Here is a 22,585-nt window from a genome sequence, read left to right on the forward strand (position 1 = left end):
CATAGCGCTCAGGCCAGCGCCGCCAGCAGCGCGGCATCAAACGCCTCGGGCTGCTCAAACTGCACCCAGTGGCCGGCATGGGGCACGAGGTGCATGCCGCGAAAATCAGGCGCAGTCGCAGCAAAGGCCGCTTCAAGCTGGTGGATCCAGCTTTTGTACAGCGCGTCGTGCTCGCCATAAATGGCGTGCACCGGGCAAGCCACCTGCAGCAACGCCCGCGCCAGGATGTCGGTGTGCGCCAAGCGGCGGCGCGGCATGCGGTCGCGCACCACGTTGGCCACATGCGTCTGCAGCGCCAGGCCGTCGATAAGGCGCTTGTCGTGCAGCATCAGCACACCCAGGTTGTAGCGGTGAATGGCGAGCTGCTCGTCCAGGTCGGTCAGGTGGCGCCAGGCTTTCAGCTCGAACTGCCGGTTGGGCACCACGCCCATGGCTGGTGCCCCCACCAGCACCAGCCGCTGGGCCAGCTCGGGGTGGGCAGCCAGCAACAGGCCCGCCGTCATGCCGCCAAAGGAGAACCCCACCAGATCACAGGGCGTGTTGCCCAGCAGCAGTTGCAAGCCCTCGCGCAGCGGGGCCACCATCGCATCGGCATCGCCCCCGGACAGCGGCGCGGCCGAATCACCGAAACCAGGCAAATCGGGCACCCAAAGCTGGTGCCCGGCTGCTACCAGTGCATCCAGGTTGCGCACCCAATGCGTCCAGCTGCCGCTGCCGCCGTGCAGCATCACCAGCGGGCGCACGCCCGGCCGGGCCTGGCCCCAGACATGCCACACCAGATCGCCCGCCCCGCAGGGCGTGGTGTGGCGCACGGCTTGCGCAGCCAGGCGCTGCACCTCAGAAGGAATCACCAAATCGCTCATTGCACAGGCACGAGGGGGGTCAGAAGAAAAAATCAGGCCCTTACAGCCCGGCCAGGCCGTCAATGGCCAGGCCATAGCCCTTCACGCCAAAACCGCACATCACGGCCTTGGCGGCAGAAGCAATATAGGAGTGGTGCCGAAAGCTCTCACGCGCGTGCACATTGCTGATGTGCAGCTCGATCAGCGCAACGCCCGTGCCCTTGATGGCATCGAGCAGCGCCACGCTGGTGTGGGTGTAGGCCCCGGCATTGAGCACCACGCCGGCCAGTTCGCCCGCAGCGTGCATGCGACCGGCCTCGTGAATCCAGTCCACCAGCGCGCCCTCGTGGTTGCTTTGGTGAAAGCGCAACGCAAACCCGTGGCGGGCACAGGCGGCGGCGCACAGTTGCTCTACATCGGCGAGTGTCTGGGCGCCATACACAGCGGGTTCACGGGTACCCAGCAGGTTGAGGTTGGGGCCATTCAGGACAAAAACGGTTTTCACAGGCATGCACTCCGGGCGATCCGCCTGCCACACCGGCAGGCCAGACGCCGGATTATGCGGTGCCCACCCGCTCGGTTACAGCCAGATATGACTCACCGCAAGAGGCGCGTCAGCGATCCCAGCGGTCGCCACGACCGCCCCGACCACCATGGTCGCGGTGCCCATGACGGTGCCCGCGATCGCGGTAGTAATGGCCCGGTGGCTGCGCGTAGTAGCCGGGAGGGGCGTAATACACGGGCCGGGGCGGTGCGTAATACACCGGTGGCGGCGGCTGGTAATAAATAGGCCGGGGCGCCACATACACCGGCGCGGGGGCCACGTAAACGGGATAGCCGCCATTGCTGACGCCCAACGCCACGCCTGGCGAATTCACGCCCACCGACCAGTACACGTCGCGTGCTTGTGCAGTGCCAGCGCCCGCAAGCAGGGCCAGCGCCACACCGGCAGCAGCGGCCATGGCATAGATAGAACGGGTTTTCGTCATGGAAATCTCCTTGAGGGACAGAGGCAGCCAACCAACTGGACATGCCTCACTGGTACACAACGCACCACAGGGCCAAAAGGATGTCATGAAACGGGCCCCATATTGTTTCCGGACGTACACACCCCATCTGCGCCCACCTGTGCACGCGCCTTATTTCAACAAGCCGCCCCCTAAAATGGCCGCATGAGCACCCCCACCCCTGCCAACACCACACCCGCCGCCCCAGCGGCAGCCCCCGAAGCCGTCAAACCCAGCAACTTTTTGCGCCAGATCATCGAAGCCGATCTGGACAAAGGCACCTACGCGAGCCGCCGCTGGGCCGGCAGCCCCGGCGACGCCGCCCACCACGCAGCGGGCCAGCCCGACCCCGCCAAGATCCGCACCCGCTTCCCGCCCGAGCCCAACGGCTACCTGCACATTGGCCACGCCAAAAGCATCTGCATCAACTTTGGCCTGGCGCGCGACTACGGTGGCGTGTGCCACCTGCGCTTTGACGACACCAACCCCGAAAAAGAAGACACCGAATACGTCAACAGCATCAAGGACGCGGTGCAGTGGTTGGGCTTTGGCTGGAACAACGGCGGCGAAAGCAACCTGTACCAGGCCAGCGACTACTTCGGCTTCATGTACCGCGCGGCCGAATACCTGATCGAAGCCGGCCACGCCTATGTGGACGAGCAAACCGCCGAGCAGATGCGCATTAACCGCGGCGACTTCGGCAAGCCCGGCGTGGACAGCCCCTTCCGCACCCGCACCCCGGCCGAAAACCTGGCGCGCTTTCGCGAAATGCGCGACGGCAAGCATGAGGACGGCAGCATGGTGCTGCGCGCCAAGATCGACATGGCCAGCCCCAACATCAACATGCGCGACCCGGCCATCTACCGCATTCGCCGCGCCACGCACCACAACACGGGCGACACCTGGTGCATCTACCCCATGTACACCTACGCGCACCCTATTGAAGACGCGCTGGAGCAAATCACCCACAGCCTGTGCACGCTAGAGTTTGAAGACCAGCGCCCGTTTTATGACTGGCTGCTGGAGCGTTTGACCGAAGGCGGCCTGCTGGCCAGCCCGCCCCCCCGCCAGTACGAATTTGCGCGCCTGAACCTCACCTACGTGATCACCAGCAAGCGCAAGCTGGCGCAACTGGTGTACGACCACAAAGTGAGCGGCTGGGATGACCCCCGCATGCCAACAATAGTCGGCCTGCGCCGCCGTGGCTACACCCCCGCCGCGCTGCAGATGTTTGCCGAACGCATTGGCGTGACCAAATCCGACAGCTGGATCGACTACAGCACCCTCGAAGGCTGCCTGCGCGAAGACCTGGAACTCAAGGCCCACCGTGGCATGGCCGTGCTCAACCCCGTCAAGCTGGTGCTGACCAACTGGGACGACGTGATGGGCGCCGGCCACCTGGAGCCCTGCACCCTGCCCGCCCTGCCCCACCCACCAGAGGGAACAGAGTCGCCCCTGCGCCACTTCACCATCGGCAAAGAGGTCTGGATCGAGCGCGAAGACTTTGAAGAAGTGCCCCCCAAGGGCTACAAGCGCCTCTTCCCAGGCAACAAGGTGCGCCTGAAGGGCGGCTACGTCATCGAGTGCACCGGCTGCACCAAAGACGCCGACGGCAACATCACCGAAGTGCTGGCCACCGTGGTGCCCGACACCAAGAGCGGCACCCCCGGCGCCGACAGCGTGAAGGTGAAAGCCGCTATCACCTGGGTAGGCGTGGCCGACGGCGTGAACGCCGAAGTGCGCATGTACGACCGCCTGTTCCTGGACGCCCACCCCGACGCGGGCGGCAAAGACTTTATCGAAAGCCTGAACCCGAACAGCCTGAAGGTGGTGACCGCCATCGTGGAGCCGTCATTGGCCAACGCCAAGCCGGACGACAAGTTCCAGTTTGAGCGGCACGGGTACTTCGTGGCGGACCGGGTGGATCACGCGGCGGGAAAGCCGGTGTTTAACTTGGCGGTGGGGTTGAAGGACAGTTGGGGCAAGTAAATAAATATATTTCAACGGCACTTCGCCCAAAACTCCGGTGATGCGTAACCAATTTTTGGTTCGGTATATTTCCAATAAATAAAAGAGGGGATGTTTTCATGGCTTCGCTTTTTCTCAGTCGCCTGCCCAGTGAAGCTCGGCAGAAATTAATCCAGAGCTTGCATTCTGCGCAGAAATCCAACTGCTTCATATGCGAACAGCCAATTGATTTAGTCGCACAAAAAGATGCCATAGATATCGACCACGTAGTTCCGTTAAAAGTGGGTGGGAAAGACGATCCAGCAAACTTCGCCCTAGCTCATGCAAGTTGCAACCGATCAAAGCAAGCGTCCAATTTGGAGGTGGCGCGCATCCTAAGTCGATTTTCCCAATTGAAGGATAAGTTGGCATTGGAAAACAGGTCGCCAAATTTGGGAGATTTGCTGATGCAAGCGGGGGGCAAAAGCCACACCTTAGGCTTTAGTTTGGCCGACGATGCATTGACCTACAGCTTCAGCGAAATGGGCGACAACAAGCTGAAGACGTTGCCTGTGTACGTAGATGAACTAAGTGGCTTTCGATATTTTTTTGCAAAGCTACCCATTCAGTACTTGGCACATGACTCACATATCAACCCCCGTTCGATTGGCAGCAATATTTCCAAATTAGTAGAAGAGTTTTTCAATAAACGTCCCCAATTGCACGTGCCATTGGGTTGGATCAAGAGTGAAGGCAGTAGAAGCGCCATTCATATTTTTGATGGCCAGCATAAAGCGGCAGCGCAGATCATGCTGGGCGCAAAAGCACTGCCAGTAAGAGTCTTCATTGATCCAGATCTTGACACGTTGATCACAACCAATACCAACGCAGGAACCACTCTCAAACAGGTGGCGTTTGACAAGTCGGTCCAGCGACATCTAGGAAATTCACTTTATCAGGAACGTCTACAGCGCTATCAAACTGCCACCAGTCGAAAAGAAGACGACTTGGCCTTTTCCGAACGTGACCTCATAAATCATTTTAAGGGACAGTCAAAGGAGATCAAACGCTACATCCTAGATGCGGTCCGCAACGGCGTGACTTCCGATGCTGAAAACAAATTGATCAGCTTCGTCGATATGTCTGGCCGAGGAACAGATCACCCTCTGTCGTACAGCACAATTGAGAAGACGTTTTACTCATTCTTCATTTACCAAGAGGTGCTAGAAACACCAATTAGTTATTTAATGGAAGAAGGTGAAAATCCACGCGAAATCGAACGCAGTCAAATTGTCCGACTCATGAACCTGATTGCCGAGACGCTGTATATCGATAAATTTGACGATAGTGTAGGCACAGACAAAATTGAGGCAAAACTTCGCAAGGGAGAAACTTTTAGTCACGATCACCTGCGCGCATATCGCCTAAGCAAAGAAGAGATTGTGTACAACTGGCTGCAGTACATGAGCCAGATTGCGCGTCAGTATTTCATCATGCAAGGAATGCCTGATCCCAAAGAACGGCTTTTTCAATGCCGCTTTCCTGAGCCGGTATGGGATAACATGCGCAAGTTCTTAACAAGCCTTAGTGAGTTGCCCGTATGGGTCAATACCGACCTATCAGACTCTGTCTTTGGTGGGAAACAGAATAACAACTTCTGGAAAACCATTTTTCAGACAGGCAAGACACCACAAGGAATGCAAGTACTGTCCAAACCGATCAACCTGATCGACATGATTAAGTAGTTACCCAAATGTCAAAATTCCTGACAACCACGGGTACAAACTACCACCTTGAAGAATTGATCAAAAGCGCGTCAGACCGCTTGATTCTGATCAGCCCCTTCCTCAAGCTGAACGACCGGATGAAGGAACTGCTGGCAGACAAAAACCGCCTGAAAATCGACGTCCGTATCGTCTATGGCAAAAGCGAGCTACAGCCGCAAGAGATTGAGTGGCTGCGCGGCCTGACCTACATACGCACCAGCTTCTGCAAGAACTTGCACGCCAAGTGCTACATGAATGAAGAGATGTGCATCATCACCAGCCTGAATCTGTACGAATTCAGCCAGGTGAACAACAACGAGATGGGCATCCTGATTCAGCGCAGCGACGACGGACAGCTCTACAAAGACGCTTACGAAGAGGCACAGCGCATCATTCGCATCAGCGACGAGGTGCGCATCTCGCTGGAGCGTGTCGCCAGCAGCGATCCCGAACCTGCGGCAACGCCAGCTGCGGGAGACTCCGGCACCGACAGCGAAACATCCGCCGGCGACAAGATTCCATCGTCCAAGCTGGCGCAGAAGTTCGGGCTCAAAACGGCACAACTGCTGGACCGGGCCACCGAATTGGGCTACCTCTCGCAACAGGGAGACAAACATGCGCTCACGGCGAAGGGTGAGCAGGCGGGGGTGGAGTTTGTCGCCAAGTCCCGTTTTGGCCCTTACTTTCTGTGGCCGCAGGATCTGGCCTTGAACTGACCCGCAGGACGTGCCCCATCCATGATTCAAACCCAGCCTCGCGCCATCATCATTGCGGGCCCCAACGGCGCCGGTAAAACCACCTTCGCACGCGAGTTTCTACCCGCAGAGGCTCACTGCCCAGTATTCGTCAATGCAGACCTGATTGCGGCGGGGTTGTCACCCTTCGCGCCCGAAGTCGCCGCCATCAAGGCGGGGCGCATCATGCTGGCGGAAATAGACGACCACGTTGCCCATCGGCGCAGCTTTGCGTTGGAAACGACCCTGTCCGGGCGGGCTTATGCAGCGAAGGTGCTGCACTGGCGATCACTTGGCTACCACGTCAGCTTGTATTTTCTGCAGCTGCCAACCGCTGAAATGGCCATTGAGCGGGTGCGGTTGCGAGTAGCCCAGGGCGGACATAACATCCCGGACGATGTGGTTCGGCGGCGTTTTAAAGCCGGGCTGAACCAGCTTGAAATGACCTACAAGCCCATCGTCAACGCCTGGTTTCTGTACAACAACCAGCATCACCAACCCGTGCTACTGGCCAAAGGAATTAATCCATGAGCGCCATTCCCATACCCACTCCCATCCTCGACCCTGCCCAAGCGGCACTGGCGGCCCTTTCACGCGCGGGGTTGCGCGCAGCGGAAGAGGCTCGGCGAGCCAACACCTACATGGTGGTAGAGGAAAACGGCAAAGTGCTGCATGAAAGCCCGCAGGAGTATTTGCGTAAGCGCCAGCAACAGACAACGCCGTCCACCACCAAGAACAACGATTGAAACAGAAATTGCTATTTATTTAATAGCTATTAGCGTAATATTCAAAGGCGCCAGAGGCCGATTTGATTCAAGACATGCAGCACCGCTAAACGCCAAGCTATGCGCCCGTCAGAAGCCCTATTCCGGTACCGATCACAAATCCGCGAGATCGCACTGCGCCACCGCGTCAGCAGTGTGCGGGTGTTTGGCTCGGCGCTGCATGGAGACGACACGGCCGACAGCGACCTGAATCTGTTGGTGGAGCCCACCGCGCAAACCACGTTGATGGACATTGGCGCGATCCGGTTTGAACTGAAGCAGTTGCTGGGCATGGAGGTGGATGTGCTCACGCCCAACAGCCTGCCCGCCGCCTTTCGGGACCAGGTGTTGCGCGAGGCGATGGCCGTATGAGCCGGGCGCACCCGCTGCGGGTGTGATTGCCAAGGTACAAGCTGCCGCCCAGCGCACATGGGCACCCGGTTGCTGGAGCCAGCACAAACGGGGGCGGAGCCGGGAGACGCCATTTAGAAAACTCCTGTTTTGATAGCTGCTTGCGCTTATCCATCAAGCGCTAGAGGCCGATTTCATCCAAAGAACTGCAGCACCACCAAAGCCCATCCATGACGCCTCCGTTCACCCCCACCTACACCCACATACCGCCCGGCCCGGTGGCGGGCCCCTTGCAGTTGCTGCCGATCAACGCCGAGGTGGTGGCGGTGCACACGGCCACTGGCGCGCATGTGGGTTCGCTCAAAAAAGTGGGCGGGGTCTGGAAGTTCAAGGCCATGGGCTACGGCGCTGACGGTGGCATGGAGCCGGGCCACGGCCCGCTGACGGAGCAGCACAACATGCAGTTCGCCACTCCCGATGCCGACGAGGTGAGCGCGCGGTTGCTGGGGGCGCTGGCGGGCACACCGGGGTCATTGCCTTGATTCCTTGCGTACCCAGTTTGCTTCTATTTTTATAGCTGCTTGCGCAATATTCATGAGCTCAGGAGGCCGATTTTTCACAAAATGGCCTGCTCCGCTAAACTTCCACCCATGCGCCCTTCCCAAGCCCTCAGCCAGCACCGTGAAGCCGTCTGCCGTGCCGCAGCGCGCTACCACGTGGCCAACCCTCGGGTATTTGGTTCGGCTCTGCGTGGGGACGATGGCGAGGGCAGCGATCTGGACCTGTTGGTGGACACGTTGCCCGGTACCACGCTGCTGGATCTGGGTGGCCTGCAGGACGAGCTGCAGGAGTTGCTAGGGGTGCCGGTCGATGTGCTCACCCTCAAGGACTTGCCAGCCAAGTTCCGCGATACCGTCGCCCAGGAAGCCCGGCCTGTATGACCGTGAACAGGCTGGCGGATGATCTGGACCACATGCGCCAGGCCATTGCCGACGCGCAATCGTTCACCGAAGGCATGACCCAGGCGGACTTCGAGCAAGACAGGCGCACCCAGCAGGCGGTGGTCATGAGCCTGATCGTTCTGGGGGAAGCGGCCACCAAGGTGATGGATCAGCATTCCGCCTTTGCAGCCGAGCACAACCACATTCCTTGGCGCAGCATGCGCGGCATGCGCAACCGCATTGCCCATGGCTACTTTGAGATCAACCTCGAAGTGGTTTGGGACACGGTTCAAACCGCCTTGCCGGTTTTGAAAACTCAGCTCGACGCCTTGCCGTCGTCCATTTGATCTGACGCCGCCGAGCGCAACCGCTTTTCGGAGCAGCACAACATGCCGCTCGCAACGCCAGATGCCGTAAAGGTGAGTGCTCGGGTTGTTGGGTGCGCTGGTACTGGATATTTCAAAAAGCGTTTCTCATATTTGACAAAATTACGCTTTTGAAAATAATGAGAAACAAATGCCTTCACCCGCACCCCTTACCTCCGAGCAATGCGCCACCCCACTTCAAGCCTTGGGCGCGCAGATTCGTGCCCAGCGCAAGGCGCTGCGGCTGAGCGCGACGGTGACCGCCGAGGCAGCGGGCCTGTCGCGGGTGACGCTGCACCGCATCGAAAAGGGCGAGCCATCGGTCACCATGGGCGCGTGGTGCAACGCCATGGCGGCGCTGGGCATGGGGCTGCAGGCAACACCCAGCACAGCCGATACAGCAAAGCCAGCACCCGACCGCACCGGCTGGATTCCGGCCAGGGTGCCGCTGGCCGACTACCCGCAGTTGCGTGCGCTGGCCTGGCAGGTGCATGGCACCGACACCCTCACGCCCGCAGAGGCCTTGGGCATTTACGAGCGCAATGCGCGGCACCTCGACATGCAGGCCATGTCTGCCGACGAACAAGCCCTGCTGCAGGCGTTGCGGTTGGCCCTGCCGCCCAGCACAGAAATCAACACCGGGGCCAGCGATGCAGTTTGAGCGCCCGCACCACCAGCGCATTGCGCATGTACTGCAAGCACTGAACGGGGACACGCTGCGCCAGCATGGCTGCCTGTTTGGCGGCGGCACCTGCATTGCGCTGCGCCATGGCGAATACCGCGAGTCGGTGGACATTGATTTTTTGGTGTCCGACGCGGCGGGTTACCGCGAGCTGCGGCAACTGCTCACCGGCCCGCACGGGCTGGCCGCCATCACCCACGCGCACGCGCAGCCACTGGAGGCATTGCGTGAGATAAGGGCCGACCAGTACGGCATACGCACCCAGGTGCAGATGGATGGGCAGCCGATCAAGCTGGAAATCGTGCGCGAGGCCCGCATTGCTTTGGAGCCCCCGGTGGCCGATGACACGCTGTGCGGCGTGAGCACGCTGACGCGGCTGGATCTGGCTGCCTCCAAGCTGCTGGCCAACTCCGACCGCCAGGCTGACGACGGCGTGTTCAGCCGCGACGTGATTGACCTGGCCATGATGGGCTTGCCCTTGCCCGCGCTACGCGCCGCGCTGGCCAAGGCGGCAGAGGCTTATGGCCCCTCGGTGGCGCGCGACCTGGGCAAGGCGATAGACCGGTTGCAGACCCGCACCGGCTGGCTGGAGCGCTGCATGCAGGCCATGGCGATGCAGATGCCCAAGGCGGTGCTGTGGCAAAAGGTGCGCGCCCTGCGGCGCGTTCTGCCCGAGGTTTGAAAAGACTGACAAGCCCCATGCCCCGCCGCAAACCCCACCACCACGTTTACGTGGTCGAACTCTCCAAGGACGTGCTGAACGAGCCGCGCTTTCGCAAGTGCAACCCCGGCTACGTGGAAGGCATGCCCTGCGTGTACGTGGGCATGACGGGCCTGGACCCGGATGTGCGGTTTGACAAGCACAAGGCGGGCATTCAGGCCAACCGGTTTGTGACGCAATATGGTCTGCGCCTGCTGCCTGACTTGTACGATGGCTTCAACCCCATGGGCTACGAAGAGGCGGTGGACCGGGAGATCGAGATTGGCATCGACCTGCGCTCGGCGGGGTTTGGGGTGTGGCAGGCGTGATGCGTTTACCCCCGTCCGCCAACATCAAAGTTTACTCATATTTTCATAGCTGCTGGCGCTTATCTATAAAGCGTTAGAGCCTAATTTCCTTTAAAACCTCGGGACCATCAACATGAACTTCGCAGACCGCCTCCAGCAACTCCCCTCCGCCAGTCACCTTGCCGCCCTGCAAATGCTGGGCGCCAACGGTCAGGTGCTGGCCACCATCGAGAACAAGCCCGGCCAGACGGGTTCGCTGGTGGTGTATGCCGCGCTGGCGGCGCTGTATGGCGGCAGCATCACGCCTGCGGCGGCCAGCCTGGGGCTGGAGTGGTATGCCGAGCATGTGGCCGATGCGCGGGCTTTCCCCGGCAAGCACCCCAACATCGACCGGCTGCTGGCGTGGGCGCAGGGCACCGAGAGCTACCGCGCCCAGCCCGTGGCCGCGTGATGGCCAGGTGGCGGAGGGTGCTCTTTTGGTTACAGGGTTTCGAACACGCCCCGGTTCATTCGTCGTAAAAAGGTGGGCGGTTTGTCGCTGCGCTTGCGGTCACCCGCACCGCTTTCCACCTGAAAGGACACCGACCATGACCACCACCGGCCCCTCCACGGGCACCGTCACCCTGCACCGCGTGCTGCGCGCGCCGCCCGAGCGGGTGTACCGCGCGTTTCTCGACCCCGACGCCATGGCCAAATGGCTGCCGCCGCATGGCTTCACGGGCCGGGTGCTGAGCCTGGACGCGCGCGTGGGCGGCACCTACCGCATGCAGTTCACCAACCTGGGCAGCGGCGCCGTCCATGCTTTTGGCGGCGAGTATGTCGAGCTGGTGCCGGGTGAGCGCATCGTGCACACCGACCGGTTTGACGACCCCCACCTGCCGGGCGAGATGCTCACCACGGTCACGTTCAAGGCCGCGTCGGTGGGCACCGAGCTGGCGGTGGTGCAGGCGGGCATTCCGGCTGTCATCCCCACCGAGGCGTGCTATCTGGGCTGGCAAGAGTCGCTGCAGTTGCTGGCGCTGCTGGTCGAGGCGGAAATTCCGGGCTGACACCTGCTGTGGCGCGGTGGCGCGGTGGCGCGGTGGTGCGCAGGGCGCGCAGCATTTGTGGCCTTGGGCTGGCGCAGCGGGCGCAGGGGGTGCAGCAGACGGGCGCAACGCGCCATCATGAGGTCTGGAGCGCCTTTCAAGCTATTTTTTTCATAGCTATTGGCGCTGATCCCTGCTGCACAAAGTGCCCGTTTGGCATCAAATTCGGTTACCCTCGCCGCCTTACTTCTGAGGAACCCGCCATGAAAAAACTCAACGTCACCATCCAGCTTGAAATGTCCGTGCCAGACGACTGGGAACTGGTGGGAACGTCCGAAGGCACGCCGGTGCTCAAGCTGCCCAATGGCGTGTTCATGGACGTGGCCATCGAGCCGCTGTTTGCCAGCGACCCCGAGGAAACCTGGAGCAGCACCGATGACGACGATGTGCTCAACGACATTCTGGACATGGTGGAGAGCGAGGCGGTGACTTACGAGTTCATCACGCACTGAGTGTGGCGCGGTGGTGGTCATGGCCAATCAAGTAGCCATGGCCATGCCGTGACAAGCACTGCGTGCGCTGCAGCGCACGTGTTTCAGGCTGCACGCAGGCACATCAATCGCTATATTTTATATAGCACATTGCGCTTATCCAGCGTGCGCTAGCGCCGTATTTGACTCAAAGTTGCGACCGCAGCCAGCCGGTCAGCTTTTCGTGCGCCTTCTCGCGCAGCGGCCGGTTGAGCCATTCTTCGTAGGTTACGCGGCGCGATCTTTTGAGGTCGTCTTCAAACACCTCGGTCTGCCGCTTGGCAAACGCGGCGTCGTACACGTTCAGGTTGGCCTCGTCGTTCAGGCGGAATGAGCGGTTGTCGAAGTTGGTGGAGCCCACCGACACCAGCAACTGGTCCACGATCATGACCTTGCAGTGGTACATGGTGGGCTGGTATTCATAAATCAGCGCGCCCGCCTGCAGCAGCGGGCCCCAGGTGGCGCGGGATGCGGCTTTCACGGTGTCGGTGTCGGTGTGCTCGCCGGGGGTGATGAAGCGCACGCGCACGCCGCGCGCCAGGGCGTCCATCAGGTGTTTCTGGGTCAGTTCGTCGGGCACGAAATACGCCACCGACAGGTCGATGCTGCGCTCGGCCGCCGTAATGGCCAGGTGGTACATGAGTTGCATGCTCTCGCTGCCGCTCGATGGCGAGCTGGAGAACATCTGCGCCTTTTGCGCACCGGCGGGCGCAATGGGCGGGAAATACAGCTCGCCATGCAGCACCTTGCCGGTGACCTTGAGCCAGTTGTCCAGAAAGGTGGCCTGCATCTGCGCCACCACGGGGCCGCGCACCAGGTAGTGCGAGTCGCGCCAGTGGTCGGGGTCTTGGGCGTTGCCCATCCAATGGGGGGCAATGCCCACGCCGCCGGTAAAGCCCACCTGCCCGTCCACCACCAGCAGCTTGCGGTGGGTGCGGTTGTTCAGGCGGGCCAGGTTGTACCAGTGGGGTTTGTGGAATTTTTCGATCTGCACCCCGGCCTCTTTCATCTCGGTCAGGTAGCTTTCGTCCATCTTGGCGCTGCCCACCCAGTCGAGCAGCACATGCACGCGCACACCGGTGCGGGCGCGCTCGCTCAGGGCGTCGGCAAACTGCTTGCCGATATCGCCCGACCAGTAGATGTAGGTTTCAAAGGTGATGCTTTTTTTTGCGCCCTGGATGGCGGCCAGCATGGGCGGAAAAATCTGGTCGCCGTTGAGCAGCTCGGTCACCCCGTTGCCGCCCACGATGCCAGGGCCCAGCAGGCTGCCCAGCGCGCGCTCGAAATCCGGGCTGGCGGTGCTGTACAGCCGCGGCAGTTGTTGCTGCACCTTTTTTTCGCCCGCGGTGAAGTTGAGCGCCAGCAACACAAGGGCGCCCGTGGCCAGGGCGGTCAATAGAACGGTGAGCATGGTGGAACGGCGGCGGCCCGCTGCTTTTTGCATGGGGCGATTGTGGGCGGCCCCTGCGCGGCGCGATGTAGGCGAACGCCGCCAACGAAAGCGCGTGGTTATGCGGCATGGCGGCCCGCTGCAGCGGCACAATGGCAGGCTGCCGTGGGGCCTGGGTGCACTGCACCGGTGCCCGGCGCCCTTGTTTTTGCTTTACCCATGTCTGCCACCACCGTGCCCGCACCAGCCCCTCACCCCACCGCCCTGCCCCTTTTCACCCGCCGCGCCGCATTGCTGGGCGCGGGCGGCCTGCTAGCACTGCCGGCCCTGGGCCGCGATGCAAAGCCGCAACCCGCAGCCCCCACGGTGTGGCCCCAAGCGCTGGCGGTACCTGGCGGCGTGGTGCGCCTGTCGCTGGGCCCGGCGGCCACGCGCCCGGTGGCGCAGGCGCGCCAGGGCCATGCCGATGTGCCGGTGCTCGTGCTGGGCGATGCCATCGAATGGACCGCCGTGGTGGGCATACCGCTGGCGGCGATGCCGGGCGATGCGCACATCACCGTGGCCACCGCCGATGGCGGCACCCGGCAGGTGGCCTACACCGTGGCGCCCAAGCAGTACAAAGAGCAGCACCTGAAAGTGTCGCCACGCACGGTGGACCTGTCGCCCCAGGACCAGGCCCGCTTTGAGCGCGAGCGCGACCACCAGGCGCAGGTGATGGCCACGTTCAGCGAGCAGCCCGCGGGCGGTGCGCTGCAGTCGCTGCGCATGCAGGTGCCGGTGCCGGGGCGGCGCTCCAGCTCGTTCGGGCTGCGGCGGGTGTTCAACGGCCAGCCGCGCAATCCGCACAGCGGCATGGACATTGCCGCCGCCACGGGCACGCCCATCGTGGCGCCGCTGCCGGGCAAGGTGATTGACGTGGGCGACTACTTCTTCAACGGCGGCACCGTGTGGCTGGACCATGGCCAGGGCCTGCTCAGCATGTATTGCCACCTGAGCAGCATGGATGTGCGCGTGGGTGATGTGCTGAAGGCCGGCGAGGCGTTCTGCAAGGTAGGCGCCACTGGCCGCGTGACGGGCCCGCACCTGCACTGGGGCGTGATGCTGAACCGCACCATGGTGGACCCCGCATTTTTTTTGTAGCCCCCCTGAGTAACCGTCTTCAAAGTCAAGCACTATGAAGCGATGCGTCCCAAGGTTTGCCGGTTCTGACCATGGCGTTGAGCATGGTCAGCAGCTTGCGCATGCAGGCGACCAAGGCAACCTTGGGCAGCTTACCTGCAGCCTTCAGTCGCTCGTAGAACGCCCGGATGACCGGGTTGTAGCGCGCCGCGGTCAACGTGGCCATGTACAGCACGCGCCTTATCTCAAAGCGCCCTCCTTGCACCCTGCGCCTGCCTTTGCGGTTGCCCGAGTCGTTGGACATGGGGGCCACGCCCACCAGCGCAGCGATCTCGCGGCGATTGAGCCTGCCCAGCTCCGGCAACTGGGCAATCAGCGTGGCGCTGGCCACAGGGCCTATGCCGTTGGTCGATTGCAGCAGCCCATCGAGCTCGCCAAAGTGCTCGCGCACGTGGCCCACCATCTGAGTCTCCAGATCGTCCAGTTGGGCCTTGATGACCGTAATGATGGCCTCAATGCTGGGGTGCAGCTTTCTGTTGGTGATCTGCAGGCGCTGGCGTTCACTGCCCAGCATGGCCAGCAACTGGCGACGGCGCGTGACCAAGGCAGCAAGCCACTGCTGGCACTCATCGGCCACAGGGCGCAGATAGCGCGCCAAATCCACACGGTGCACCAACACCGCAGCCATCTCGGCCAGCATGCGCGCATCCACAGCATCGGTCTTGGCCAGACGGCCCATGCTCCTGGCAAAGTCGCGTGCATGGCGCGGATTGACCACCGCCACGTGCAAGCCCACGGCCTGCAGTGCGCACGTCAGAGCCGCCTCGTAGCCTCCGGTGGCCTCCATCACCACCAGGCCCACATCCAGGGACTGCAAGGCAGCAGCCAGCGCCAAGTGGCCATCAACATCGTTGGCAAAGCGCTGGACATCGCTGTGGGTGCCCAGCACACAGACATCGACGTGTGCCTTGGCCGCGTCGATACCTACCGTCACTGATAAAGCAGACATGATCTTCAACTCCCATGCTTGTACATGCGCGCTCAACGGTGGCGCGCGTAACCGTTCGGGCTCAATGAAGACCAGCGCGGTGGCCGTGCGTTCTGTACTCAGGGACGGGCTTGAAAACCCCAGTCGCAACCAAACTGCACGGACCGGTCTGGCTGCCTTAAAGGCCGTCAAACTTTACCGCGATGGTCGAAAGGAAGATACAAGGCGCTGCGCGCCTTCCCCCCAGGGGGACGCCGCCCTCACTGCGGGGCGGCCCTTGTTCGGCGGCCCTCGCCCAGGCCACGCCCGCCTCCCAGGCTGCGCGACTGGACGGCGCTACTTCAAGTAGTTCATGAACCCGGTGATGATCACCGCGTTGAAGAAGTCGATGAACAGCGAGCCCACCAGCGGGATCACGAAAAACGCCTTGACCGACGGGCCATTGACGGCCGTAAAGGCCTGCATGTTGGCCATGGCGTTGGGCGTGGCGCCCATGCCAAAGCCGCAGTGGCCAGCGGCAATGACGGCAGCGTCGTAGTCGCTCCCCACCACGCGGAAGGTGACGAAGTAGGCATACACGAACATCAGCACCGTCTGCGCGAGCAGGATCACCAGCAGCGGCCCGGCCACCTCGGCCAGCTCCCACAGCTTCATCGACATCAGCGCCATGGCCAGAAAGAACGCCAGCGACACATTGCCCACCACTTCGAACTGGCGCAGGGGCAGCTCGGCATCGCGCCAGTCGATGATGTTGCGCACCACGGCGGCCACCAGCATGGGCCCCAGGTACGAAGGCAGCGTGATGCCCATGCCCTTGAGCCAGTTGACCAGCAGCGTGCCCGCGCCAATGGACACAGTGATCAGGATGCTGGCGTACATCACCGTGTCGCCGGTGAGTGCGGATGACGGTGCCTGCAAGAGGGTGGCATCAGGCTTCACGCCCGCGGCTACCCCGGTGGGGTGCAAACCGTTGCGGCGCATGAGCAGCGTGCCCAGCGGCCCGCCAATCACGCAGCCGGACACCAGGCCGTAGGTGGCCGCCGCAATGGCAGCGGGCAGCGCACCAGCGGCGCCCGCCTGCTCCAGCAGCGGTCCAAACGCCGCCGATGTGCCATGCCCGCCCGTGAGCGAGATGGACCCGGCCGCCACACCAATCAGCGGATGCACGCCCAGCGCGGCCGCCAGCCCGGCGCCCAGCAGGTTTTGCAGCACCACCAGCCCCACGGCAGCCGCCAGAAAAAGCGCTACGCCCACGCCGCCTTTTTTCAAGAGCTCAAAGCTGGCCGAAAAGCCGATGGTGGTGAAAAACACCAGCAGCAAAAACGCGCGCATGTTGTCGTAGAACTCGAACGCAAACAGGCCCGTCTGGTGGCCCACCAGCGCAATGACCGAGAACACCAGCCCGCCAATGATGGGGCCGGGGATGAAGTAGCGCGCGAGCACATTCACGCGCTTTTTGATGAACTCACCCACCACCAGCAAGATGGCGGCGATGCCGATGGTTTGGGCGATGTCGAGCTGGATGGTGACCATGGGGTGTCTCCTTGATTCCTTGGTGGGGGTCAGGCAACACATGCCAGAATAATGCGCTATCGAATAGATAGCGACTAGCGCAAGCGCCAGTAGCGCTGGCTTGCGATTTTACCCTTGGAACCACGCCCTCTCGCCCGACCCGGCGTTGAAAAAATATCAGGCGCTGGCCTGGGGCGCCCGCACGTACAAGCGCGAAAGACCGCAAGCGCAGAGCCCGCCGACACCGTGAAAGCGGCAGCGGACGGCACTGATCTGGCAGCATCGATCCACCAGCATCCATGCACTCCGGCACGCGGCGTGCAGCAGCTATGCTCGGCAGCCCGCTCAACGCGCACACCCCGTCAACCAAACGCCCATGACCGCCCGCCTGATCCGCTTCAACAAACCCTATGGCGTGCTCAGCCAGTTCACGGCCGAGGGCAAATGGCAGGGCCTGAAAGACTACATCGATCTGCCCGGCGTGTATGTGGCCGGGCGGCTGGATGCCGACAGCGAGGGCCTGCTCTTGCTGACCAACGACGGCAAACTGCAGGCCCGCATTGCCGACCCGCGCTTCAAGATGGAAAAAACCTACTGGGTGCAGGTAGAGGGTGTGCCCGATGAAGCCGCGCTGGCCGCATTGCGCAGCGGCGTCCAACTCAACGACGGCCCCACGCTGCCAGCGCGCGCACGCCTGCTGGAGCCACCGCCCGCCGTGTGGGAGCGCAATCCGCCCATCCGCGAGCGCAAGGCCATCCCCACGGCGTGGATCGAGCTGGTTATCCGCGAGGGCCGCAACCGCCAGGTGCGCCGCATGACGGCCGCCGTGGGCCACCCCACGCTGCGGCTCATTCGCGCAGCCATCGGGCCGCACACGCTGCAGGGGCTGGCGCCGGGCGACTGGGCCGACTGAAATGGCTTGAATGAGGCGGGGGCTGGACGAATCTCACCCCGAACGCACTATTCCACCGCCCCCTCACCCATGACCAGGTAGCGGCTGACGAGCTCAAAAAAACTGTCGTAAAAGCCATCCGAGGCAATGGTCTCGCTGCCCACCTTGATCAGGGCTTCGTCCGTGGACAACAAGGGCAACGACACCGAGCCCACGCCGCCCACGCCCAGGCTGGCGGAGTTGTTGGTTTTTTTCAGGGTGTAGCGGTCTTGCACCGCGGTCACAAAGCCCAGGCTGATCTTGCCGTTGGCGCTTTCGGGCACGCACACCACCCGAATCATCATCTGCAGGTGGGCGTCGGCCTCGGGCTGAAAGTTCTTGCGGCCTTCCACCATTTCGGGCACATGGGTGTTGATGATGTAGCCTTGGCTGAGCAGCGCACGCCGGGCGGCCTCGCAGGTTTGCGCGGGCGCGGCGTCGAACAGGCGCGAATAGGTGGCCACCGAACCAAAACTCTCTTGGGGCGAATACACCTTGGCTGGCGCGGAGCAACCGGCCAACAGGGCAACAACGCCCAACCCGGCCCACAGGCACAGGGCGGCTCTCAAAGCACGGCGCCCCATGGGCGCAGTTTCAGCAGCGTGAAAAGAGGTGCGCTGGGGTCGGGTGCGCTGGGGCATCCAGAAAAGACTCAAAGCCGGGCACTCCTCGGGGTGAAATTTTTCGCGGGCATCACATCATCATGCCACTGGGCATCTGACCACAAAGGGGGTGGCCGGTTCCCCGGCGGGCCATGCGGTGGGCGCGGGCATCGCACAATGGCGCCTTTGCCCGAAAACGGGCTGGCTGCGACGGCAGGGCGGTGCTCAGCCTGCCACCAGCGCCCGCCGGGCTTGAGACAAAGGTTGTTCCATGAAAATTGCCGTGATGGGCGCGGGTGCCGTGGGCTGTTATTACGGCGGCATGTTGGCGCGCGCAGGCCACGAGGTCACCTTGATTGCCCGCGCGCACCACGCCACGGCCATCAACGCCAGCGGCCTGCTGCTTGAAACGCAGGCCTTCACTCAGCGGGTGCGCGTGGCCGCCAGCACCGATGCCAGCGCCGCAGATGGCGCGCAATGGGTGCTTTTTTGCGTCAAATCCACCGACACCGAGAGCGCGGGCCGCGCGCTGGCCCCGCACCTGGTCGAGGGCGCTGTGGTGCTCAGCCTGCAAAACGGCGTGGACAACGCCGAGCGCCTGCAGGCGACCATTGGCCACCCGGTCATCCCGGCCGTGGTGTATGTAGCTACCGAGATGGCCGGGCCAGGCCATGTGCGGCACCACGGGCGCGGAGAGTTGGTGATTGCGCCCTCGCCCGCCAGCGCCCACCTTGCCGACACCTTGGGCGCGGCGGGCGTACCCGTGCAGGTGTCCGACAACGTGGCCAGCGCGCTGTGGGCCAAGCTGGTGCTCAACTGCGCCTACAACGCCTTGTCGGCCATCACCCGGCTGCCCTATGGCGAGATCATGAACAGCCCCGGCCTGGCCGTGCCCCAGGTGATGCAAGACATCGTGCACGAGTGCCAGCGCGTAGCGCAGGCCAGCGGCGTCGCGCTGCCGGCGGACACCCTTGACGCCGTGCTGCACCTGGCGGCCACCATGCCTGGGCAAATGTCGTCCACCGCGCAAGACCTGGCGCGCGGCAAGCGCAGCGAGATCGACCACCTCAATGGCTACATCGTGCGCCGGGGCGAGGCGCTGGGCATTGCCACACCCGTCAACCGGCTGCTGCACACGCTGGTGCGTCTGCTGGAGCGCCACCTGCCCGCGCAGGCAGACGGTGCCGCATGAGGGCCGCAGTGCACATGCTGCGCCAGCAGCAACGGGTTCTGGTGTGGGGGTTCTGGGCGCTGGCGCTGTGCGTGGCGGTGCTGTCGCTGATGCCCACCAACTATTTGCCGGCACAGGTCTTCAGCCTGTGGGACAAGGCCCAGCACGCGCTGGCCTTCACCGCACTGGCCTCGCTGGGCCTGCTGGCCTACCCGCGCCAGCCCTGGCGCGTGGCCATCGCCCTGCTGGCCTTTGGCGGCGCCATCGAACTGGCGCAGGCCGCCACCGGCTGGCGCTATGGCGAATGGTCCGACTGGCTGGCCGACACAGTGGGCCTGGCGGCAGGCAGCGCACTGGCCGCACACCCCCGGCGCCTGATCGCCCTGCCCGCCCAGCCCACAGCGCAGACACCAACGCCGCGCTGACGCACCCAGCCCAGGCACCCCCCGCCTGTCCGCCTGGGTTGGCAGCTACGTCACCTCGCCATTTGTTGTCGCTCCTGGGGCGGCCTGCATCGCTGCCTGCAGTCGGCGATGGCGCGGTCTCGCGCAGTCTTCTGCGTTGCTTTTGTTGCCAACATCCCAGCCATTGGCTGCAAAAAGACGCCTGGTGGCCCCTTTCGATCCGCAGCACAATCGACGCACGAGGGTTGCGCAGGCCATCCCCTGCAGGTTATGCCCGCCCCGTGTGCAACACCCTGTGGATAAGCCCCTGAAGAAGCCGCGTTACCCGCGCCACCACTGGCTTTGCGGGCGATGCCGCATTTTTAGGCACGCAAGTTGAATGGCGCACCAGAAACCCGTGCAAACCCAGAATCAGCGGCGCCCAATCGCTATTACTTTAATAGCTACTCGCGCTTTATACATAAGGACAAAAGCCGTATTTGACGTTAAATTACGCCCTCTACTCCCATCCTCGGCCGGCGCCCCAGGCGATCTGCCTGGCGGCACGCCCGGGCAGTGCCATTGGGTTATGCCCAGCACCTGTGGGCTGGTCTGTGGAAAACCACGGGCATAACCCGCCAAACCCGCGCCCGCACTGGGCTGGAACGCGTTGCCCATTGATTGAGCATGGTTTGGGCATGGTTTGGGCATGCGGCACCCGGCGGCGGGGTTGCGGAAACAGCGGCTGCCGATGCCGATGCAGACACCACCGCCACCGCCGGGCTTATAGTCGCCCCTTCGTTGCGCGGCCAACTTGCCGCAGTGCTGCCGCGCAACCCGTGCGGCAAGCCGCCCGCCACGCGCCATGCGCGCCCTGCAACGGCTCCCATTTATTTATCCGCTTCACCCTTGCCTGTCTCTGCCCTGCTTTGCCTGGTCGTCGCCATCAGCGACGGCGACACCCTCACCGCCCGTTGCGGCACGCCCGGCGCTTACCAGCAAGTCACCGTGCGCATCGCCGCCATTGATGCCCCCGAGCGCAAACAGGCGTTTGGCCAGCGGGCACGGCAACACCTGGCGCAGCTGTGTTTTAGGCAACGCGCCACGCTGCGCCCCCTCGCGCGCGATGCCTATGGCCGCACTGTGGCCAACGTGCGCTGCGGCCGCACCGATGTGGCAGCGGCGCAGGTGGGCGCGGGCATGGCGTGGGTGTACACGCCCTATGCCAGCGCGCATCCGCACCTGGCGCGTTTGCAGCAGCAGGCCCGTGCCAGCCGAAAGGGGCTGTGGGCACAGCCCCGCCCGCTGGCGCCGTGGAGCTATCGGCAGCGGCACCAGCGCTGACCCAGACTGGGGGGCGACTGGGGCGAATGAGGCAACTGGGGCAGCTCCGCGCCCCGCCGTCCTTCAGGCAGTGGCTGCAGGCTGGGCGTTGAAAACGCCGCTCAGCAATTCGACGAGCCGCTCGGGCCCCATCTTAAAACCGCAGGCCTGCGCATGGCCGCCACCGCCCATGCTTTCGGCCAGCGCAATGCAGTCGAAATTGCGCTGCGCGCGCAGGCCCACCTTCACGCCCTTGGTGCCCGCGCTCCACATCAGCGCAAAGGTGCCGGTTTTGGCGGACAACAGGTCGCCCACCAGGCTGTGGAACATGCCGGGGGCGTTGACCATCAGGCCCTCGATGCCGTTGAACACCAGGGGCTGTGCGCCCTCGGCAATGTCGGCCGCGAGCTTGCGGTATTTTTCATCCATGGCCGCGCCGCGCGCCATGAACTGCGTGAGCTGCTCGGGCGTGAAGGCGGCAATCTCGTGCCAACGCGCAAATGTCTGGGGCTCCATGTCCAGGGCCGACAGAAAGCCCGCGCTCTCGGGGAACTCCCATTTCCAGATGTCGCGGTCTTCGATGTATTGGAGCAGTGGCGGAACGGGCTGCGTGGGGTGAAAGAACTCCCATGCCAGCCGGGCGCCAGACTTGTTCATGTCAAAGTGCACCACACCGCAGCGGCAGGCAAAACCGGTCAGTTTTTCGGCGGCGCTTTTATGGTGGTCCAGCATCACGAGCTTGGTGGCGCGCTCTTCGATGGCGTGCAGGACCTCGGCCGAGAACGAAAAATCGAGGATGTAGACCGCGCGGCCCGCCACGGGCGGCAGATCGTCCAGCGTGCTGACATCGCCGTGATCCAGCCCCAGGTATTCGGCGCCCTCGCCGTAATAAAGCCACGCGGCCAGCGCGGCGCCAAAGCCGTCGGGGCAGTTGCGCCCGTGGTACAAAACCAGCGGCGCGGGGTCGTTCTTGTCGGGCGCAACCAGCAGTTGCAGGGGGAGTATGGTTTTCTTCATCATGGGCGCCGATTGTCGCCGGGCCGCCCAGCGGTGGGCGAAGGCACGGTGGCACATGCCCTGCGGCAAACTGACCAGGCCTCAACAGCCCTTGCCAGCCCTTGCCAGCCCTTGCCATTGCTTGCCGGTCCTTGCCAGCCCCGTTCGCACACCGTGCGCCATGGGAACCAATGCCGCGCTGCGC

General features: G+C 63.0%; 28 protein-coding genes. 20 read left to right on the forward strand and 8 right to left on the reverse strand.

Annotated elements, in window-relative coordinates:
• Positions 1 to 8: 8 nt before the first annotated feature.
• From K226_RS0116000 to K226_RS0116010, 3 genes are all read right to left on the reverse strand, one after another.
• Complete coding sequence (locus K226_RS0116000; RefSeq protein ID WP_024815738.1) at positions 9 to 863, reverse strand: alpha/beta fold hydrolase; 855 nt, start codon at positions 861 to 863, stop codon at positions 9 to 11.
• Positions 864 to 903: 40 nt separating this feature from the next.
• Entirely contained in the window at positions 904 to 1,353 is a 450-nt protein-coding gene (aroQ, locus tag K226_RS0116005) for a type II 3-dehydroquinate dehydratase (RefSeq protein WP_024815739.1), read from the reverse strand.
• A 103-nt stretch (positions 1,354 to 1,456) separates the two neighbouring features.
• Entirely contained in the window at positions 1,457 to 1,831 is a 375-nt protein-coding gene (locus K226_RS0116010) for a hypothetical protein (protein WP_024815740.1), read from the reverse strand.
• 183 nt (positions 1,832 to 2,014) lie between these two features.
• Here K226_RS0116010 and K226_RS0116015 point away from each other — a divergent pair, with 183 nt between their 5' ends.
• The 15 genes from K226_RS0116015 (at position 2,015) to K226_RS0116085 (ending at position 11,947) form a co-directional block, all read left to right on the forward strand.
• Complete coding sequence (locus tag K226_RS0116015) at positions 2,015 to 3,838, forward strand: glutamine--tRNA ligase/YqeY domain fusion protein (protein WP_024815741.1); 1,824 nt, start codon at positions 2,015 to 2,017, stop codon at positions 3,836 to 3,838.
• A 98-nt stretch (positions 3,839 to 3,936) separates the two neighbouring features.
• Positions 3,937 to 5,541: an HNH endonuclease gene (locus tag K226_RS0116020; protein WP_024815742.1), complete on the forward strand. Its 1,605-nt coding sequence runs from the start codon at positions 3,937 to 3,939 to the stop codon at positions 5,539 to 5,541.
• Between the two features lie 8 nt (positions 5,542 to 5,549).
• Positions 5,550 to 6,278 carry a phospholipase D family protein gene (locus tag K226_RS0116025; protein WP_024815743.1) on the forward strand — a complete coding sequence of 243 codons (729 nt, stop codon included), beginning with the start codon at positions 5,550 to 5,552 and terminating at the stop codon, positions 6,276 to 6,278.
• A 21-nt stretch (positions 6,279 to 6,299) separates the two neighbouring features.
• Positions 6,300 to 6,827: a zeta toxin family protein gene (locus K226_RS0116030; RefSeq protein WP_035242112.1), complete on the forward strand. Its 528-nt coding sequence runs from the start codon at positions 6,300 to 6,302 to the stop codon at positions 6,825 to 6,827.
• The gene (locus tag K226_RS0116035; protein WP_024815745.1) at positions 6,824 to 7,042 is read left to right on the forward strand and encodes a hypothetical protein; all 219 of its coding nucleotides are present in this window, start codon (positions 6,824 to 6,826) and stop codon (positions 7,040 to 7,042) included. Before K226_RS0116030 ends, K226_RS0116035 begins: the two co-directional genes overlap by 4 nt.
• 99 nt (positions 7,043 to 7,141) lie before the next feature.
• Entirely contained in the window at positions 7,142 to 7,432 is a 291-nt protein-coding gene (locus K226_RS0116040; protein WP_024815746.1) for a nucleotidyltransferase family protein, read from the forward strand.
• Positions 7,433 to 7,641: 209 nt separating this feature from the next.
• Positions 7,642 to 7,953: a hypothetical protein gene (locus tag K226_RS0116045; protein ID WP_024815747.1), complete on the forward strand. Its 312-nt coding sequence runs from the start codon at positions 7,642 to 7,644 to the stop codon at positions 7,951 to 7,953.
• Positions 7,954 to 8,061: 108 nt separating this feature from the next.
• On the forward strand, positions 8,062 to 8,352 hold the full coding sequence (locus tag K226_RS0116050; RefSeq protein WP_024815748.1) for a nucleotidyltransferase family protein: 291 nt from the start codon (positions 8,062 to 8,064) through the stop codon (positions 8,350 to 8,352).
• Positions 8,349 to 8,699 carry a DUF86 domain-containing protein gene (locus K226_RS19135; RefSeq protein ID WP_035242114.1) on the forward strand — a complete coding sequence of 117 codons (351 nt, stop codon included), beginning with the start codon at positions 8,349 to 8,351 and terminating at the stop codon, positions 8,697 to 8,699. Before K226_RS0116050 ends, K226_RS19135 begins: the two co-directional genes overlap by 4 nt.
• Before the next feature lie 169 nt (positions 8,700 to 8,868).
• Entirely contained in the window at positions 8,869 to 9,378 is a 510-nt protein-coding gene (locus K226_RS0116060; RefSeq protein WP_024815749.1) for a helix-turn-helix transcriptional regulator, read from the forward strand.
• Positions 9,368 to 10,081 carry a nucleotidyl transferase AbiEii/AbiGii toxin family protein gene (locus K226_RS0116065; protein ID WP_024815750.1) on the forward strand — a complete coding sequence of 238 codons (714 nt, stop codon included), beginning with the start codon at positions 9,368 to 9,370 and terminating at the stop codon, positions 10,079 to 10,081. The genes K226_RS0116060 and K226_RS0116065 overlap by 11 nt, the downstream gene beginning before the upstream one ends.
• 17 nt (positions 10,082 to 10,098) lie before the next feature.
• Positions 10,099 to 10,428: a hypothetical protein gene (locus tag K226_RS0116070; protein WP_024815751.1), complete on the forward strand. Its 330-nt coding sequence runs from the start codon at positions 10,099 to 10,101 to the stop codon at positions 10,426 to 10,428.
• Between the two features lie 112 nt (positions 10,429 to 10,540).
• Positions 10,541 to 10,858: a DUF2322 family protein gene (locus tag K226_RS0116075; protein ID WP_024815752.1), complete on the forward strand. Its 318-nt coding sequence runs from the start codon at positions 10,541 to 10,543 to the stop codon at positions 10,856 to 10,858.
• Positions 10,859 to 10,994: 136 nt separating this feature from the next.
• Positions 10,995 to 11,456, forward strand: a complete 462-nt coding sequence (locus K226_RS0116080) for an SRPBCC family protein (RefSeq protein ID WP_024815753.1) — start codon at positions 10,995 to 10,997, stop codon at positions 11,454 to 11,456.
• 242 nt (positions 11,457 to 11,698) lie between these two features.
• Positions 11,699 to 11,947: a hypothetical protein gene (locus tag K226_RS0116085; protein ID WP_024815754.1), complete on the forward strand. Its 249-nt coding sequence runs from the start codon at positions 11,699 to 11,701 to the stop codon at positions 11,945 to 11,947.
• Positions 11,948 to 12,113: 166 nt separating this feature from the next.
• On the opposite strand, the gene K226_RS0116090 is transcribed toward K226_RS0116085, so the two are convergent.
• A complete protein-coding gene (locus tag K226_RS0116090) occupies positions 12,114 to 13,376 on the reverse strand; it encodes a phosphatidylserine/phosphatidylglycerophosphate/cardiolipin synthase family protein (RefSeq protein ID WP_035242116.1) in 1,263 nt (420 codons plus the stop codon).
• A gap of 198 nt (positions 13,377 to 13,574) precedes the next feature.
• Here K226_RS0116090 and K226_RS0116095 point away from each other — a divergent pair, with 198 nt between their 5' ends.
• Positions 13,575 to 14,495 carry a M23 family metallopeptidase gene (locus K226_RS0116095; protein ID WP_035242119.1) on the forward strand — a complete coding sequence of 307 codons (921 nt, stop codon included), beginning with the start codon at positions 13,575 to 13,577 and terminating at the stop codon, positions 14,493 to 14,495.
• A 25-nt stretch (positions 14,496 to 14,520) separates the two neighbouring features.
• Here K226_RS0116095 and K226_RS0116100 read toward each other — a convergent pair whose 3' ends face one another.
• Positions 14,521 to 15,483 (reverse strand): IS110 family transposase, encoded by a 963-nt coding sequence (locus K226_RS0116100; protein ID WP_024815757.1) that lies wholly within the window; start codon positions 15,481 to 15,483, stop codon positions 14,521 to 14,523.
• Positions 15,484 to 15,798: 315 nt separating this feature from the next.
• A complete protein-coding gene (gene gltS / locus K226_RS0116105) occupies positions 15,799 to 16,995 on the reverse strand; it encodes a sodium/glutamate symporter (RefSeq protein ID WP_024815758.1) in 1,197 nt (398 codons plus the stop codon).
• A 355-nt stretch (positions 16,996 to 17,350) separates the two neighbouring features.
• On the opposite strand from gltS, the gene K226_RS0116110 reads away from it, so the two are divergent.
• Positions 17,351 to 17,887, forward strand: a complete 537-nt coding sequence (locus tag K226_RS0116110; protein ID WP_024815759.1) for a pseudouridine synthase — start codon at positions 17,351 to 17,353, stop codon at positions 17,885 to 17,887.
• A 47-nt stretch (positions 17,888 to 17,934) separates the two neighbouring features.
• Here the strand turns inward: K226_RS0116110 and K226_RS0116115 are convergent, their stop codons facing one another.
• Complete coding sequence (locus K226_RS0116115; protein ID WP_024815760.1) at positions 17,935 to 18,489, reverse strand: DUF2242 domain-containing protein; 555 nt, start codon at positions 18,487 to 18,489, stop codon at positions 17,935 to 17,937.
• A gap of 289 nt (positions 18,490 to 18,778) precedes the next feature.
• Between K226_RS0116115 and K226_RS0116120 the strand changes: the two genes are divergently transcribed.
• The 3 genes from K226_RS0116120 to K226_RS0116130 all read left to right on the forward strand — a co-directional run bounded on the left by K226_RS0116120 (position 18,779) and on the right by K226_RS0116130 (position 21,405).
• A complete protein-coding gene (locus tag K226_RS0116120; RefSeq protein WP_024815761.1) occupies positions 18,779 to 19,699 on the forward strand; it encodes a ketopantoate reductase family protein in 921 nt (306 codons plus the stop codon).
• Positions 19,696 to 20,103 carry a VanZ family protein gene (locus K226_RS19140; protein WP_024815762.1) on the forward strand — a complete coding sequence of 136 codons (408 nt, stop codon included), beginning with the start codon at positions 19,696 to 19,698 and terminating at the stop codon, positions 20,101 to 20,103. The genes K226_RS0116120 and K226_RS19140 overlap by 4 nt, the downstream gene beginning before the upstream one ends.
• Before the next feature lie 645 nt (positions 20,104 to 20,748).
• Positions 20,749 to 21,405: a thermonuclease family protein gene (locus K226_RS0116130; RefSeq protein ID WP_155886572.1), complete on the forward strand. Its 657-nt coding sequence runs from the start codon at positions 20,749 to 20,751 to the stop codon at positions 21,403 to 21,405.
• 63 nt (positions 21,406 to 21,468) lie between these two features.
• On the opposite strand, the gene K226_RS0116135 is transcribed toward K226_RS0116130, so the two are convergent.
• Positions 21,469 to 22,404 carry a DHH family phosphoesterase gene (locus K226_RS0116135; protein WP_081739460.1) on the reverse strand — a complete coding sequence of 312 codons (936 nt, stop codon included), beginning with the start codon at positions 22,402 to 22,404 and terminating at the stop codon, positions 21,469 to 21,471.
• Positions 22,405 to 22,585: the final 181 nt, after the last annotated feature.

Origin of the sequence: Acidovorax sp. JHL-3 (genome assembly GCF_000526295.1) — a bacterium.
GTDB lineage: Bacteria > Pseudomonadota > Gammaproteobacteria > Burkholderiales > Burkholderiaceae_C > Acidovorax > Acidovorax defluvii.